This window comes from Psychrosphaera aquimarina (genome assembly GCF_032461525.1).
Taxonomy (GTDB): Bacteria; Pseudomonadota; Gammaproteobacteria; order Enterobacterales; family Alteromonadaceae; genus Psychrosphaera; species Psychrosphaera aquimarina.
This window is the reverse complement of sequence record NZ_JAWCUA010000010.1, coordinates 275,298-289,948: the sequence shown is the minus strand read 5'-3', so window position 1 is coordinate 289,948 and position 14,651 is coordinate 275,298. Positions and strand designations below refer to the sequence as shown.

Genomic DNA, 14,651 nt, shown 5'->3' with positions numbered 1-14,651 from the left:
GAAACTTAAATTGATCATTTACGGTCTACCTCTACTGAATCATATTTTTAAACGGATTAACGTTAACTTATTTACCTTTAATGCGGTGAAGTAAACAACAGGAACAACTATGTATCTTATGAAAAAATTAATTACCTTTTTGTCTGCAGCGAGTATTTTATTAGCTTCAAGCTCTGCATTTTCGGCTGCGGATAGTAATGCTGCTATCAAAAGTAAACTACTTAACCTTGGTCTAGAAGCAAGTAAGATTATCGACTCACCTATGCCAGGCCTAAAAGAAGTGACGACTAACCGCGGTATTTTTTATACGTCAGCGGACGGCCAATTTTTTATCGCCGGCCGTTTGTTCGATATTAATAACGGCATGAAAAACTTAACTGAAAACGCAATGAATGAATTACGCATTAATGGCGTTGAAAGTTTTAAAGATTCTATGATTGTTTACCCTGCAAAAAATGAAAAATATAAAATTACTGTTTTTACTGATACGACATGTGGTTATTGTCGTAAGTTGCATGGTCAAATGAGTGAATACAATGACTTAGGTATTACAGTACAGTATTTAGCGTTTCCTCGAGGTGGTTTAAATAGTCGTTCCTTTTATGACATCCAATCTGTTTGGTGTGCTGATGATCAACAAAAAGCGATGACTGCATCAAAAAATGGTGAAAGCGTTAAACCAGCTAATTGCAGTGCTCCAATTTCGGCACATTACGAATTAGGCCAAGCAGCCGGAGTAAATGGCACCCCTGCAATTGTTCTTGATGATGGCACTATGATCCCAGGTTATAAACCACCAAGTGATTTAATCCAATTGTTAGCGCAATAAATACAACCTTCATAATATTAGCGCCGTAATTATTGCAAAATAGTGCGGCATTATTTTTTGCTTTTTAATTAAAGCGTCTAATTTTAACTTTTGTACTAACTTTTAAAGTTAACTTTCTACAACAATATCCGTGAAATAAGTCCTTCTATGCTGAATATTAAACGCCGCAATACTGACACTGACTTATCTGGCCTTGCCGGATTCCACCCTATCATTCAAAAAGTCTATGCAGGGCGAGGTATTACACATTCAGAACAAATTAAACGTTCCGCAGCTGAGTTATTACCGGTATTTACCATGAAAGGTATTGACCAAGCGGCTGCATTATTAACCGATGCGTTAAACCAACAGTTGCGCATTATTATTGTTGGTGACTTTGATGCGGACGGTGCCACTAGTACCGCATTAATGGTATTGGGGTTAACAAAATTAGGTTTCAAAAATGTAACATTTAAAGTACCAAACCGTTTTGAATATGGTTATGGCCTAAGTCCTCAATTAAGCCAAGAGATCATTAACCAAGGTACAGACCTTATCATTACAGTAGATAACGGCATATCTTGTATGGAAGGTGTTGCGTTAGCTAAAAACGCGGGCATTAAAGTGATAGTAACGGACCATCATTTACCAGGTAAAGCGTTACCTAATGCCGATGCCATTATTAACCCTAACCAACCTGAGTGTGAATTTGCCAGCAAAAACTTGGCTGGGGTTGGTGTGGCATTTTATTTATTGTTAGGTTTACGTTCTCATCTTAGAACCATCAATTGGTTTCAACAAAACAATGTGCCAGAACCTAACTTAGCTGAGCTGTTAGATTTAGTAGCACTGGGAACCGTTGCTGACGTAGTTCCGCTAGACAGTAATAATCGTATATTGGTTCATCAAGGTCTGGCTCGGATTAAAAAGGGGGTTTGTCGTCCCGGCATCAAAGCCATCATGCAACTCAGTAATAAAGATGCAAGTAAAGCCAAAGCATCTGATTTTGGTTTTGTGATTGGCCCTAGATTAAATGCTGCAGGCCGTTTAGATGATATGGCGTTTGGTATTCGTTGTTTGTTAACGGAAAACATGGGCGCAGCCTTAAATATGGCTGAAGACTTGAACTCATTAAACAACGAAAGAAAAGAAATTGAACAAGGTATGCGTATTGAAGCAGAAGCGGCTGTTAATACCATTTCAATTACTAGCGGTAACTTGCCTCATGGTATCTGTGTTTATGAAGAAAACTGGCATCAAGGTGTTATCGGCATCGTCGCTGGTCGCATCAAAGATAAGTTCTATCGCCCTACTATTGCTTTTGCACAAGGTGACTTTGATGCAAATGGTGAGTATGAATTAAAAGGCTCAGCCCGTTCTATTCAAGGTGTACATATCCGTGATGTATTAGATCAAGTATCGACTCAAAACCCAGGCTTAATCCTAAAGTTTGGTGGTCATGCTATGGCGGCAGGTTTATCAATAAAACAGTCCAACTTAAACAAATTTAAACACGCATTTGACCTTGTTGTGTTATCACACCTAAGTGAAGAAGTGTTAACTCAAGTCACCCTAACGGATGGCTCATTACCGAGTGAATGTTTAACTAAGGAATTTTGCCAGCAATTAGACTTAGCAGGCCCTTGGGGACAGACTTTTGCCGAACCTACTTTTGATGACAAGTTTGAAATTATTAACCAACGTTTAGTGGGTGGAAAACATTTGAAGTTAGTATTAACTAACGATGATGGACTCGTATTTGATGCTATTCACTTCAATTCTGATTTAAACGTTTGGCCAAACCCCAATATAAAATACGCCCATTTGGTGTATCAGCTCGATATCAATGAGTTTAGAGGTGAATCCAATTTACAGTTAATGATCCGAGAAATAGAGCCAGTTTAATCTCTGGCTCTAAACATGTTTTCATTTATTAGCGGTTATTTAAGACTTCAATATGGTGGTCGCCAGTTCAGAGCCCGGCAAACCAGAACTGGCTATGGCGAGAATGATACCAACAAACACCACGACGGTTATCAGATACCATACTAGAGAAAATACCGAACTATACCTGTCCATACCTTCAATGGTTTGAGTCTTAAATTCTTTATAACTAAACAGCAAATCAATCACGCCTAACACAATAAAGAAGCTGATCAGGCTTAATCCAAACGTCATTGATAAGGCAAACACTGCTGCAGACATTACCAATAAACCAATATACTGCCATTTAGAACGGCCTGAGAATACGATTGACTTAACTACTTGTCCGCCATCTAATGGCATGACAGGCAATAAGTTAAATATATTAACAAGCGCACTGACTGATGCTAATAAGCCAATCCAATGCGACTGAGTGGCCAAAAAGATAAGATAAAAAACAACACTCATGGCCAAACCAAAGGTGGGTCCCATCATGGCAATAAATACTTGCTGCCAATGTGTTTTGGCTTTGTCACCTACGGCCACACCTCCAACAAATGGAATAAGGTAAAAACCTTTGGTTTTCATCCCCATTTTTTTCATAGCCCAAACATGACCATATTCATGGAACATGATCACCGCAATCAACACCAATGCAAATTGCCAACTAAAAATAATGCTCCAGCCCGCCAAAGCTGAACCGGCCAACAGTACTTTCACTGCCTTAGCGCTTTTCATTAATTTAAACCCAATCGCAAAGGCGCCAATTAAATGAGAAGGCTTTTTATCTATTTTATTGTCAACGTTTTTAAAGGCTTTATCCATCACCTCTTTAGTCGTTGTTTCTCCACTGTAGAGAACTTCGGCATTACGAAGTAGCTGGTACTTCCCCTTGCCGCTAGTAATACCTAGTTGATACGTTAACAACAGATCCCCTAAAGCTGCATGATGTATTTGATATTCACTGGATGTTTTAAAGTTACGTTTCTCTTCAATTAACTCGTCATTGATAGTTAATTGTTCTTTGCCTGTAATGCTCGACCCCGATAACTTAAATTGATAACCCTGATACTCAAATTCAAATAAAACCACTGTCTTTCCTTTTATGACCTTTGCAGTCATTTTCCAAATTAATTACTTAGCCAATTATTTAACTAGCAAACCTGTTTGCAATGCATTTTTATAAGCGTTAATCGCTGGTAAAAGCCCCATAATTAAACTCACCACCAGTACACTTGCGACAATAGAATAAACATCGTCTCCCCAGAATTTCACATCAATGAAAATTCCATAATGAGCGGATAAGATTGGGGCTGCAACTATGCTAACTCCCCAGACCATCACTAAAGCTAGTAATAAACTGATCAAGGTTAATACTAAAACTTCTAATTCTATTAGACAGAATACAAACCATGGACTTGCCCCTAACGCTCTTAAAATAGATATCTCGCGGCTACGCTCACGCATGGAGGCCAATAACATAGTGCTCATGCCCAATAAAGTAGCCAACAAAACAAGGACCGATATAAGCAATAGTACTTTTTCCATACTTGCCATCATTTGCCATAACTCTGTTAAAGCAACGCCAGGTATTATCGACATTAATGGCTCTTGCTTGTATTCATTAACAAACTTCTGCATAAATAGGGTTGCGAATTTAGCTTTGACACCAACTAATACCGCACTGACTTTTTCAACATCTTCATGGGCATGATGTTCATGTTCTAAATGTGTATCACCCGATTCAATGCCATGCTCTTTATCGTGCATCACTTCAAGACCCGATAAACTAATGTGCAAGGTTTGATCTATAGGCGTTCCGGTAAATTCTAAAATGCCAGACACTGTAAATTTCACATGTTCATGATGACTAAAACTGGTGACACCAACACCATGAGACAAGACCAACTCTTGTCCTAACGTATATCCTAGCTTTTCTGCAATGCCTGCACCCAATACAACTTGTGCGCTATCAAACGCGTCGGCAACAAAAGCTTGGCCTTGTGCCATTTTTAAAGACTGCTTATTACCGTATTTAAATACATCAAAATATTGAGTGGTGGTGCCTAAAACTGGGTAACCTTTGTGTGAATCTCCCAAAGATATAGGTATCGCCCAGCTGACATGTTTGTGATGTTTAATAGCTTGGTAAGACGGCCAACTGACCGAATTACTGACGTAGCCAATTCTGAATACTGAGGCTAATAACAAATTCAGCTGGCCGGTTCTAGCGCCAACAATTAAGTCCACTCCAGAAACGGTTCTGCCAAAACTGGTTTTGGCTTGGCTCGTTATTTGTTTCACCGCTAACAATACAAACAAACTTGTGGCCACCGATAAGATAGTTAACCAAGCAGTGACTCGTCGGTTTATTAAACTGTTAATCGCAATTTTAATAAACATCGCCTAGTTCCTTTTGAACTTGGACTGCGGCTTGGTTTAACTCTGACATGGTGACTTCTGAGTCAAAGTAACTTACTAACGAAGTATCATGGCTGACAAACAGCAAAGTACAGTTGGTGTTATTCACTAATTCAAATAACAATTGTAAAAATGCGGACTTGCTTTGCGCATCCAATGCCGAGGTCGGTTCATCAGCAATTAGTATTTCGGGTTCATTAATCATGGCTCTTATAATTGCCACTCGTTGCTGTTGACCTACGCTAAGTTCACTGGCTTGTTTGGATAAAATAGAAAGCGGTAAATTTAATTGTTCTGTTAATGATTCAATTTTATTTTGAATATTTAATTGTTCTTTTTTAGTAGCGAAATATACCGCTAGTAAAATATTATCCTTCACCGTTAAATAGGGTATGAGGTTTAATTGTTGAAAAATGACACCTACTTTTTGCGCCCTAAATTTATCTAATTCTCGCCCTGACATGTTAGTTAAGCTCTGCCCAAGCATTAATAACTCTCCAGAGTCTGGACTATTAATACCTGAGAGTAGATTTAATAACGTTGATTTTCCTGAGCCTGATGCGCCTGAAATAAACATATGCTGACGCCGAGAAACTTGCCATTGGGGAATATCTAAGACTAAGTTTTTACCATTATCATAGCTGAATTTGATATTAGAAAACTGAATTATTGGATCTGACAACGTTTGTTCGGACAAAGGAACCTCGAAAGATTATTTCCCCTTGATAATTTCTATTGAAACTAACAATAAGAGATAAAAGAATTAGATAAAATGACAATAAAAACAAGTGACTAATTTACAATGTTTTAAAGCAAAACGCATTATCTTATGGTTAAATAACCCCAGTGGAAATTCGACTCTTTATCAAAAGGAATGGTCAGTGTTAGATATATATGTTGGGAAAAAAGCCAAGACTATTATTGAACAGCAAGGTTTAAACCAACAAGCCTTTTCTATGTTTTTAGGTGCCAGTGGTGGCCCTAAATGGTTTACTTTATTTGGCTTAGACAAGTATATATTTGGTGACTTTTTTAAAGACAGAAATCAACCTTTAGAAATGGTTGGCTCTTCTGCCGGTGCATTTCGTATTGCCTGCTTTACCCAAGAAGATCCTGTTGAAGCCATTTCAAAACTCGCTTATCAATATTCAGAAACTGATTTTACTGCGGATGTGACACCACAAGATTTAACCAATATGGCTGAAGATATGTTGCAACATGTATTCACCGAGCAGGGAATTTCTAATATTGTGAATAACCCCATATTTAAAGCCAATTTTATTGTGGCAAAAGCAAATGGGTGTGTCGCATTTGAGAATAAGTTAGTGCAAGGTTTTGGCTTGTTAAAGTCCTTTGTTCTTAACAAAATAGACCGTAAACACTTAAATATTCAATATCAACGATTCGTTTTTCGTCATCAAGATTCAATATTAGAGATCAAAGACCCCTATCAAATTGATACTCAATATGTGAGTTTAACCGAACAGAACGTTAAAAAATCCTTATTAGCATCTGGTTCAATCCCCTTGGTTATGGGCGGTATAAAAGATATACCGGGTGCCCCGGAAGGTATGTATCGGGATGGCGGTGTTATCGATTACCATTTTGATATTAGCTTTAATAAGGGTGGGCTTATTTTATATCCTCACTTTAATAAAGATCCTAAAGCGGGTTGGTTTGATAAAAATTTACCCCGTAAGGTCAATGCCAACAATTATGATAGAACAGTGATGTTAGTACCGTCCGATCAATTCATCTATAAATTGCCTTACGGAAAAATTCCCGATAGAACTGACTTTGAAACCATGGATGCTAAAAAGCGTATCAAGTATTGGCATACCGTATTCGATGAAACTCAAAAGTTAGAAGATGAGTTTAAACGCGTTGTCGAACAACAAGATTTATCCGTGCTAAAACCTTTACCTTTTTAACGTTCATTTACCCACAAACTTGGAGTTAACAAGATGAAAGAGTGCAATCAATGTGGGAAATGTTGTATTAAATATGGGCATAATGGTTTGTCCATTACGGATGAAGAAATTGAAATGTGGGAGTTGTTTAACCCAGAAATAAGCGAGTATATTGTTAACGGTGAAGTCTGGTTTCATCCCAAGACTGGCAAACCAGCAGAGATATGCCCTTGGTTAACTAAGTTAAAAGGCCAAGAAAAATATATATGTGATATCTATTTCGACCGTCCTAATGACTGTAAATACTACCCTACCTCGATACCTGAAATGATCAGAGATGAATGTGAAATGATTGAATCTCATGATATTACCAACATGGAAAAAGCACAAAAAGAGTTAGATAAACTAATGGAAGACAGTCGCCCTGCTTTGCAATAAAATGGCACTAATTCAACCTCGCCCTGTATATTTAAGCAAAGTTAATAAAAGAGTGTAATTATCATGAAACCTGTATGTATAGTCACCGGCGGTAGTTCGGGAATTGGCCAAAGTATCGTTCGAACCTTTTTAGCCAATGACTATCTGGTTTTTAATCTGGACTTAACTGAGTCAAGCTATGGTGAGTTTTGTCACTGTGATATTCGAGATCATCAAGCGGTAACCAATGTTATAAATGGAATTTGTGCTCAACATAAAGTCGATGTATTAGTCACCAGTGCGGGCATTCATTTTTCAGGCAATATAGAAAATACAACCGAACAAGAATTAGATAACGTTATCGCCATCAATGTGAAAGGCGTTTATTCTGCGGTTAAAGCGGTGTTACCTAGTATGAAGCAGCACAAAGTAGGTTCTATTATTATCATCTCTTCCGATCAAGCACTCATAGCTAAAACCAACTCTTTTGCTTATAACCTGAGTAAAGCTGGCATTGCCTCAATCGCTAAAACTACAGCATTAGATTACGCTCAATTTAATATTAGGGCCAATGCCGTTTGCCCGGGCACAATAGAAACCCCTTTGTACCATAAAGCGATTGATAGTTATTGCGAACGTTCAGGTGCTGATAAACAAACTATTCATGCCGAGGAAGCCGCATTACAACCTCTTGGACGCTTAGGGCAACCTGAAGAAGTAGCTGAATTGGTATTATTTTTAGCCAGTGACAAAGCTAAGTTTATTACGGGTAGTTTACAAGTCATTGATGGTGGTTATACCGCTCAATAACATTAATACATGTTGATTTGAAATCAACCACCATAAAAAAAGCAGTGTTTATAAACACTGCTTTTTTCGTATATACATGAGTCTTAAATATGACTATGTTTATTTCACTATGGTCATTTCATCAATAATGTTATTGGCACCATCAATATATTCCATCACCCATAACATGTAAGGAACACTTACGTGGATAGAACGGTTATACGTTGGATCATAATCCCAATCACCAATGATAGATTCATAAACGCCATCAAATATAAGTCCAACAAACTCGCCATTAGCATTTAATGTGGCAGAACCCGAGTTACCACCTGTGATATCTAACGTAGTTAAGTAGTTCACAGGAACTGAACCTAATGCTTCTTTTTTGTATGGTCCGTATTTTTTCTCTTTTATCGCGGTACGAATATTGTCAAATAAATCAAACTCATCATCTCCAGGTACATATTTAGCTAACATGCCCTCAAGCGTGGTAAACGGTGTGGCGGTAATCCCATCTTGTGGCGAGTAACCTTTTACATTACCGTAAGTGATTCTTAGTGAGCTATTAGCATCCGCATATACAGCTTCATTTCTGCTTTTCTTGAATGCGATCATCGCTTCCATGTATGCAGGACGAGCTTGTTGTAATTTTCCGCCGATAGCTTTTTCTTTTTCTTCCTCAATCATGTCATTATCAAATTGTGATACCGCATATTGAATGAATGGGTCATTGCTTGCTTTAAATTCATCAACTGACTTTTCCATCCAAGCTAAACGAACGTCGGTATTGGTCAATTCAGTATTTGCGTACATTGACTCAATTTGAGCCGCAACCTTGTCTAAGTCTAACCCATTTTGTAAATTGAAAAATGCATCAAATGTGGCATTTCGCTGATCCACTGGTAATTGAGAGTATTCTTTTACAAAGTGCATAAATAAGGCTTTTTCTACCGTTTCGTCGAAACGTTTGTTTACCACAGCCATATATTGACCAAAACGTTTCATATCACGTTCTTGAAAACCTTGACGACGTTCAACATTCGGTTTTTGTTTTTCATGTGCTAAACGATACAGACCTTTTGCCACTCGCATCATAGTACTGCGGGTTAAGTATCCCATTACGATATCACCGTCTTGAGTTTTATTTGACTCAATGATCAGCGCGGCTAAATTATCAATTGCGTTACCATATTTAGCTTTACGTTTTTTGTCTGAATTAATCCATTTAGTCAGATCAGCGGTTAACTGTTTTTTACGATCTAACATGTCACCTTTATTAAAGCTTTCAATCATAGAGCCGTAATTTTTTGCATAATTAGCCAGTCCTGCAATCGTACTTTCGTATTTAATACGAGCTTCACTGCCATCTTCTGAGTTGGCTTTAATTACATCAATAAACTCTTCACGAAGACGTTTTGACGTTGGATACACATTTGTAAAGGTTGACTCAACTTCTACGTCAGTGCGGTAACGATTCGTTCTACCAGGGTAGCCAAGCACCATTACGTAATCGTCTTTTTCAACGCCATTGGCATTAACTTTTAAAAATGCTTTAGGTTTAAAAGGAACATTGTCGGTTGAGAAGTCAGCCGGCTGACCATCTTTATTTACATAAGCACGATAAAAAGACCAATCGCCTGTGTGACGTGGCCACATCCAGTTATCGGTATCGCCACCAAACTTACCTATATTAGAAGGCGGTGCGTAAACTAAACGTACATCACGAATTGCCAACTGTTTAATTAGAAAGTATTCAGCCCCACCATGGAAGCTATAAACATTACAGCGATAATCTTGTGACGCTTCACATTCTGCTACTAATTCTTTCTCACGTTTATCGATAGCGTTAAAGTAATCAACACCTTGTGCACCTTTAGGGATTGAACCTTTAATATCTTTAGTCACATCCGTTAATGATTCCGTTACATATACACGTGCACTTGGTGACGCTTGAGGTTCTTGTTCCATAGTCTTAGCAACAAAACCGTTTACTAACAGATTATTTTCTTCGGTCGAATTATGCTGAATAGAGCCATAAGCACAATGGTGGTTAGTAATAACCAAACCTTGTTCAGATAAAAACGAAGCTGAACAACCTCCAAGACTAACAATGGCATTCATTGGAAATTGATTTAAGTCCGCCATTTTTTCTGGATCGAGTTTTAATCCTGCCGCTTTAAGTTTGTATTTAATTTGTGCTAATTGATGTGGTTGCCACATGCCTTCATCAGCAATAGCAGAGCCAAATAATAAAGACGAGGCGATAATCCCCGTAGTTAACAATCTTGTAATCATGTTTTTCCTTGCTTGGATAGTTTTTCGTTTTGTAGTCGCCATTATTACCATAAGCGGCTGTAAAGTAATGGCTATTGCGATAAATCACAGATTGTCCAAGATAGTAAATTTGTCATTAAAAGTAGACACTAATAAATACTTAGTTAGTCGTTTAAAAAGAATACAAAAACTAATAGAAGACAGTGACTCGGCTTTACCATAAAATCAAAATACCTAATTTAGCTTTAACCCAACGAAGCTTTAACAACAATGTAAACCTTCATGAAAATTATTGATCCACACTTACATTTATTCAATTTAAAGCTAGGCCAGTACAATTGGTTAAAGCCAGAACAACCTCCGTTTTGGCCGGACAAATTCAAAATTCAACAAGACTTTTCAGAACAAGATCTTATTGTGAATTCGGAACATGAGATAGTGGGGTTTGTTCATGTAGAAGCTGGGTTTAACAATCAAACGCCAAGTGCTGAAATACAATGGTTAAACAGCACAGTTAAGCGCCCATTTAAAGCGGTTGCTTGTATTGATTTAACCCTTGAAAACAAAGCATTTAAAACAGCCGTGGATGAGCTTATTACATATCACTGTGTATCTGGTGTACGTCATATACTGGACGATAACGCTCAAGCCGTTTTGTCATCTCCGCACGTACTAGAAAACTTCAAATATTTAGAACGTCATAACTTAAATTTTGATCTGCAAATGTCGATTATTGATGCGGCCTCATTACCATTAATGTTATCGGTTATGAAAGCTTGCCCTAAACTAAAAGTCATTATTAATCACGCTGGTTGGCCGCCAATCACAGACTCAAGAAGTCACTTAGTACAAAGTGAATGGTACAAAGCTTTAAAGCAACTAGCTGCATTTCCGCAATGTGCGGTTAAATGTTCTGGCTGGGAAATGGTAGACCGACACTATGACGCATTTTCTTCTGAGCAGACAAGCTGGTTATCCAGTGTAATCAATTTATGTTTACAAATGTTTGGCGAACAGCGCGTGATGTTAGCGAGTAATTTCCCGTTATGTTTATTCCATTCTAGTTACTTAGAATATTGGGACAATGTGATCAAAACGTTAAACGAATTGCTGTTAACAGAGCAAAAAAAACAGGCATTGGTTTTTAACAATGCCTGTTCTTGGTATAGCCTAAACTTAGTGTAGCCAATTATTTAAACGGCTTTTATTTAACAAACTCTTATTTTACAGTGACGTTCGGTGAGCGTTTAACCACATCATCATTTAATTCAATGCCAATTCCTGGAGTATCAGGGGCTTGGAAAAAGCCATCGACTGGTTGAGGATCTTGAATACACAACTCACGATTCCATGACTTAGTGGCATAAGTATGATGTTCATGAATTAAGAAGTTAGGTATCGCCGTTTCTAAGTGTAATGATGCTGCAGTTGCTACCGGTCCCCCGCATACGTGTGCTTGGATGCGAATGTCGTAAACATCGGCATAATCACATACTTTTTTCGCTTCGGTAAAACCACCACACAAACCTACATCTGGTTGCAGTACGTCAATGCTTTGATCTTCAAAGTACGGTCTCACGTCCCAGCGGTGATACAAACGTTCTCCACCAGCAATAGGAACATTAACGTTATCAGATACTTTTTTATGCACTGCAGCATTTAAATAATTCACGGGCTCTTCGTACATCATACAACCTACTTCTTCAACAATAGCTCCCATCTGAATGGCAGATGCTGCTCCCATTAAAGAGTGTGATTCAAAGATAATATCTACATCTTCACCAACCGCATCTCTTATTGCACGTAAACGATTACCAAATAAACGCATTTGAGGTTTAGTAAATAACTTAGTGCGGTCAAAAGACGAATCGCCATTATGGTCGTAAACAATTGGATCAACCTTAACTGCGTCGTAACCTTCCGCTACCGCTTTTAATGCAGCTTGAGCATACTCTTCTGGCTCAATTAATTTCTTAATATTAACGTCCCAATCAAACTGTAATTGGCTCGCATATGTACGTAGCTTGTCGTTGGTTTTACCACCTAATAATTGATAAACCGGAACACCAAACGCTTTGCCTTTGATATCCCACAACGCGGTGTCGATTGCACTCATCGCAGAATACAATACCGGTCCGCCACCTAAGCCCCAAAAACTTTCGCGTAACATACGGGACCATAACAATTCAGTATTAAACGGGTTAAAACCTATTAATACGGCTTCCGCGATTTCTTTAATCATAGCCGCCGCTGCACTGTGTCCCCAGTCGTATGCTAATCCAGCTTCACCAACACCAGTAATACCTTCATCTGTGTGAATACGAATGAAAACAGGATTCCATGGTGGACGTTCAGGGCAATGTATATCGAATATTTCTACATGAGTAATTTTCATTAGGCACTCTTATTAATTGTTTATTATTTCCTTGTGATCATTAACTACTGATCATTGATCAAAGTCTGGATAAATGCGCTTAACTTTACGCATCATTGCGGGCCATGCTTTTTGTCCGCCGGTTAAACCTGAGTGGACAATATTGGCTTGAGCTTTTATGCCATCAACAATTGATTGATCCACCAAGATTGGAGACATGCCGGTAGACATTACTTGTATTTGGATCTGACAAGCACGAATTAAATCATACATATGCATAAAAGCATCACCTATGGTCATCCCCATAGTTAACGCACCATGGTTACGTAACAACATGAAATTACTACTTCCTAGGTCATCTTGTAAACGGCGTTTTTCATCATCGTTTACCGCCAAGCCTTCGTAGTCGTGATAACTCATTGATGCTAGAGCAAACATAGAATATTGGCTTAAAGGCAATAAGCCCTCTTCAACACTGGCAACCGCAATAGTTTCATTTGTATGTACATGTAATGCACATTGATCTGCATGGCGAGCGATATGTACCGCACTGTGAATGGTGAAGCCTGCGGGGTTTATTTTAAATGGTGTATCGGGATCTACAATGTTTCCATCAATATCTATTTTAACTAAATTAGATGCCGTGATTTCATCGAAAGATAAACCAAATGCATTAATTAACAGATGATCGGTTCCTGGTATTCGAGCCGAAACATGGGTATGAATTAAGTCGTCCCAACCGTGAATGACAAACAGTCGATAACAAGCTGCAAGCTCAACTCTCGTCTGCCATTCTTGCTCTGATACTTTGCCTTTGACATTAACTAGGGGCAAATCAAACATAACAAACCTTAAACAAGTTAATAATGTTAGAACTTTAACTGACAGGCATGATTCTATAAAGAAAGAATTTCACTATGTTATGGCGTTTTAAGTATTTTTTTGGAATATTTGGGAAGAGGCAGTGTTGAAACAACAAACTAGATATAGATGAAGGTATTCGTATTAATTGCTTATATATAAATCCGGCCAAATGATGAGTCATTTGACCGGAACAGCAGAGAAATTAATGAATGTTTATTACGCTATTTTATAATCTTTTCCGTCTTTGTCTGTAAACGCTTTAGCGACATCAACACAACGACATAATTGGTTGCCTTCTGCATCCATAACAAGCTCGTCGTCACTACGGATCATACTAAACCAACGTTTAGCTGTTTTAACCGTTTCGTCATTTGCCGCAACTGAAGCACCAAATATTGCCTTTGTGGTTTCAACCTGAATATCATCGATTCCAGCAATATCTTTAATTCCACGCGTACCGTTTTTGTTAAAAATTAACTCAACATGAAAGCCATCATTTTTTAATACAATAGACGTTGGTTCACTTTTATGACCACTTAACGCAACAAATTGATTTGGAATGGCTAATCCACTTTTACTTCCGTCAGGGAAAAATGCTAATAAATGTTTGTAATAAATAACGTAGCTGCTTACGTCTTGATGAGAGCCTTGCTCTAAAGGAAATACTTTATCTAAAAAGCTTTTTGAGTAAGTCATTAGTTCTTTTACTCGTTTTTCATTTAAGCCATTTAATATTGATACTTCTTCATTGATAAAACTATCAAACCCTAATGTTAAGTTCATTGTTTGGTTTGTCTCTTGGGTTAACGCTTTAGTTGGCATATTCATATTTAATTCCTCAAGTCTTTCTATTTATTATTACGTTGTCTCG

General features: G+C 38.0%; 13 protein-coding genes. 6 read left to right on the top strand and 7 right to left on the bottom strand.

Annotated elements, in window-relative coordinates; genetic code table 11:
* The first annotated feature begins 118 nt into the window (after positions 1 to 118).
* Both dsbC and recJ read left to right on the top strand, forming a co-directional pair.
* Positions 119 to 829 carry a bifunctional protein-disulfide isomerase/oxidoreductase DsbC gene (gene dsbC / locus RT723_RS13210; protein ID WP_216056236.1) on the top strand — a complete coding sequence of 237 codons (711 nt, stop codon included), beginning with the start codon at positions 119 to 121 and terminating at the stop codon, positions 827 to 829.
* Positions 830 to 976: 147 nt separating this feature from the next.
* Positions 977 to 2,713, top strand: coding sequence for a single-stranded-DNA-specific exonuclease RecJ (recJ, locus tag RT723_RS13205; RefSeq protein WP_315947523.1), 1,737 nt, complete (start codon positions 977 to 979; stop codon positions 2,711 to 2,713).
* A 39-nt stretch (positions 2,714 to 2,752) separates the two neighbouring features.
* On the opposite strand, the gene RT723_RS13200 is transcribed toward recJ, so the two are convergent.
* Genes RT723_RS13200 through RT723_RS13190 form a run of 3 tightly spaced genes read right to left on the bottom strand, consistent with a single transcriptional unit; the run spans position 2,753 to position 5,849 of the window.
* Positions 2,753 to 3,823: a site-2 protease family protein gene (locus RT723_RS13200; protein ID WP_315947521.1), complete on the bottom strand. Its 1,071-nt coding sequence runs from the start codon at positions 3,821 to 3,823 to the stop codon at positions 2,753 to 2,755.
* Positions 3,824 to 3,877: 54 nt separating this feature from the next.
* On the bottom strand, positions 3,878 to 5,134 hold the full coding sequence (locus RT723_RS13195; RefSeq protein ID WP_315947519.1) for an ABC transporter permease: 1,257 nt from the start codon (positions 5,132 to 5,134) through the stop codon (positions 3,878 to 3,880).
* Complete coding sequence (locus RT723_RS13190; protein ID WP_315947518.1) at positions 5,124 to 5,849, bottom strand: ABC transporter ATP-binding protein; 726 nt, start codon at positions 5,847 to 5,849, stop codon at positions 5,124 to 5,126. The genes RT723_RS13195 and RT723_RS13190 overlap by 11 nt, the downstream gene beginning before the upstream one ends.
* A 184-nt stretch (positions 5,850 to 6,033) precedes the next feature.
* On the opposite strand from RT723_RS13190, the gene RT723_RS13185 reads away from it, so the two are divergent.
* The 3 genes from RT723_RS13185 to RT723_RS13175 all read left to right on the top strand — a co-directional run bounded on the left by RT723_RS13185 (position 6,034) and on the right by RT723_RS13175 (position 8,289).
* Positions 6,034 to 7,083, top strand: a complete 1,050-nt coding sequence (locus tag RT723_RS13185) for a patatin-like phospholipase family protein (protein ID WP_315947517.1) — start codon at positions 6,034 to 6,036, stop codon at positions 7,081 to 7,083.
* Positions 7,084 to 7,116: 33 nt separating this feature from the next.
* Positions 7,117 to 7,500 carry a YkgJ family cysteine cluster protein gene (locus RT723_RS13180; protein ID WP_315947516.1) on the top strand — a complete coding sequence of 128 codons (384 nt, stop codon included), beginning with the start codon at positions 7,117 to 7,119 and terminating at the stop codon, positions 7,498 to 7,500.
* A 63-nt stretch (positions 7,501 to 7,563) separates the two neighbouring features.
* On the top strand, positions 7,564 to 8,289 hold the full coding sequence (locus RT723_RS13175; protein WP_315947514.1) for an SDR family NAD(P)-dependent oxidoreductase: 726 nt from the start codon (positions 7,564 to 7,566) through the stop codon (positions 8,287 to 8,289).
* Between the two features lie 99 nt (positions 8,290 to 8,388).
* Here the strand turns inward: RT723_RS13175 and RT723_RS13170 are convergent, their stop codons facing one another.
* Positions 8,389 to 10,563, bottom strand: a complete 2,175-nt coding sequence (locus RT723_RS13170; RefSeq protein WP_315947512.1) for a S46 family peptidase — start codon at positions 10,561 to 10,563, stop codon at positions 8,389 to 8,391.
* 261 nt (positions 10,564 to 10,824) lie between these two features.
* Here RT723_RS13170 and RT723_RS13165 point away from each other — a divergent pair, with 261 nt between their 5' ends.
* Positions 10,825 to 11,727, top strand: coding sequence for an amidohydrolase family protein (locus RT723_RS13165; RefSeq protein ID WP_315947510.1), 903 nt, complete (start codon positions 10,825 to 10,827; stop codon positions 11,725 to 11,727).
* A gap of 34 nt (positions 11,728 to 11,761) precedes the next feature.
* On the opposite strand, the gene RT723_RS13160 is transcribed toward RT723_RS13165, so the two are convergent.
* From RT723_RS13160 to RT723_RS13150, 3 genes are all read right to left on the bottom strand, one after another.
* Positions 11,762 to 12,937 carry a mandelate racemase/muconate lactonizing enzyme family protein gene (locus RT723_RS13160; protein WP_315947509.1) on the bottom strand — a complete coding sequence of 392 codons (1,176 nt, stop codon included), beginning with the start codon at positions 12,935 to 12,937 and terminating at the stop codon, positions 11,762 to 11,764.
* Between the two features lie 51 nt (positions 12,938 to 12,988).
* Positions 12,989 to 13,759, bottom strand: coding sequence for a class II aldolase/adducin family protein (locus tag RT723_RS13155; RefSeq protein ID WP_315947508.1), 771 nt, complete (start codon positions 13,757 to 13,759; stop codon positions 12,989 to 12,991).
* A 237-nt stretch (positions 13,760 to 13,996) separates the two neighbouring features.
* A complete protein-coding gene (locus RT723_RS13150) occupies positions 13,997 to 14,608 on the bottom strand; it encodes an aldolase/citrate lyase/malate synthase family protein (protein ID WP_252731818.1) in 612 nt (203 codons plus the stop codon).
* Positions 14,609 to 14,651: the final 43 nt, after the last annotated feature.

What these genes read in the sequence shown, in the direction of transcription:
- dsbC (WP_216056236.1), top strand. Translation starts at nt 119, where the DNA reads ATGAAAAAATTAATTACCTTTTTGTCTGCAGCGAGTATTTTATTAGCT.
- recJ (WP_315947523.1), top strand. Translation starts at nt 977, where the DNA reads ATGCTGAATATTAAACGCCGCAATACTGACACTGACTTATCTGGCCTT.
- RT723_RS13195 (WP_315947519.1), bottom strand. Translation starts at nt 5,134, where the DNA reads ATGTTTATTAAAATTGCGATTAACAGTTTAATAAACCGACGAGTCACT.
- RT723_RS13180 (WP_315947516.1), top strand. Translation starts at nt 7,117, where the DNA reads ATGAAAGAGTGCAATCAATGTGGGAAATGTTGTATTAAATATGGGCAT.
- RT723_RS13175 (WP_315947514.1), top strand. Translation starts at nt 7,564, where the DNA reads ATGAAACCTGTATGTATAGTCACCGGCGGTAGTTCGGGAATTGGCCAA.
- RT723_RS13170 (WP_315947512.1), bottom strand. Translation starts at nt 10,563, where the DNA reads ATGATTACAAGATTGTTAACTACGGGGATTATCGCCTCGTCTTTATTA.
- RT723_RS13165 (WP_315947510.1), top strand. Translation starts at nt 10,825, where the DNA reads ATGAAAATTATTGATCCACACTTACATTTATTCAATTTAAAGCTAGGC.
- RT723_RS13160 (WP_315947509.1), bottom strand. Translation starts at nt 12,937, where the DNA reads ATGAAAATTACTCATGTAGAAATATTCGATATACATTGCCCTGAACGT.
- RT723_RS13155 (WP_315947508.1), bottom strand. Translation starts at nt 13,759, where the DNA reads ATGTTTGATTTGCCCCTAGTTAATGTCAAAGGCAAAGTATCAGAGCAA.
- RT723_RS13150 (WP_252731818.1), bottom strand. Translation starts at nt 14,608, where the DNA reads ATGAATATGCCAACTAAAGCGTTAACCCAAGAGACAAACCAAACAATG.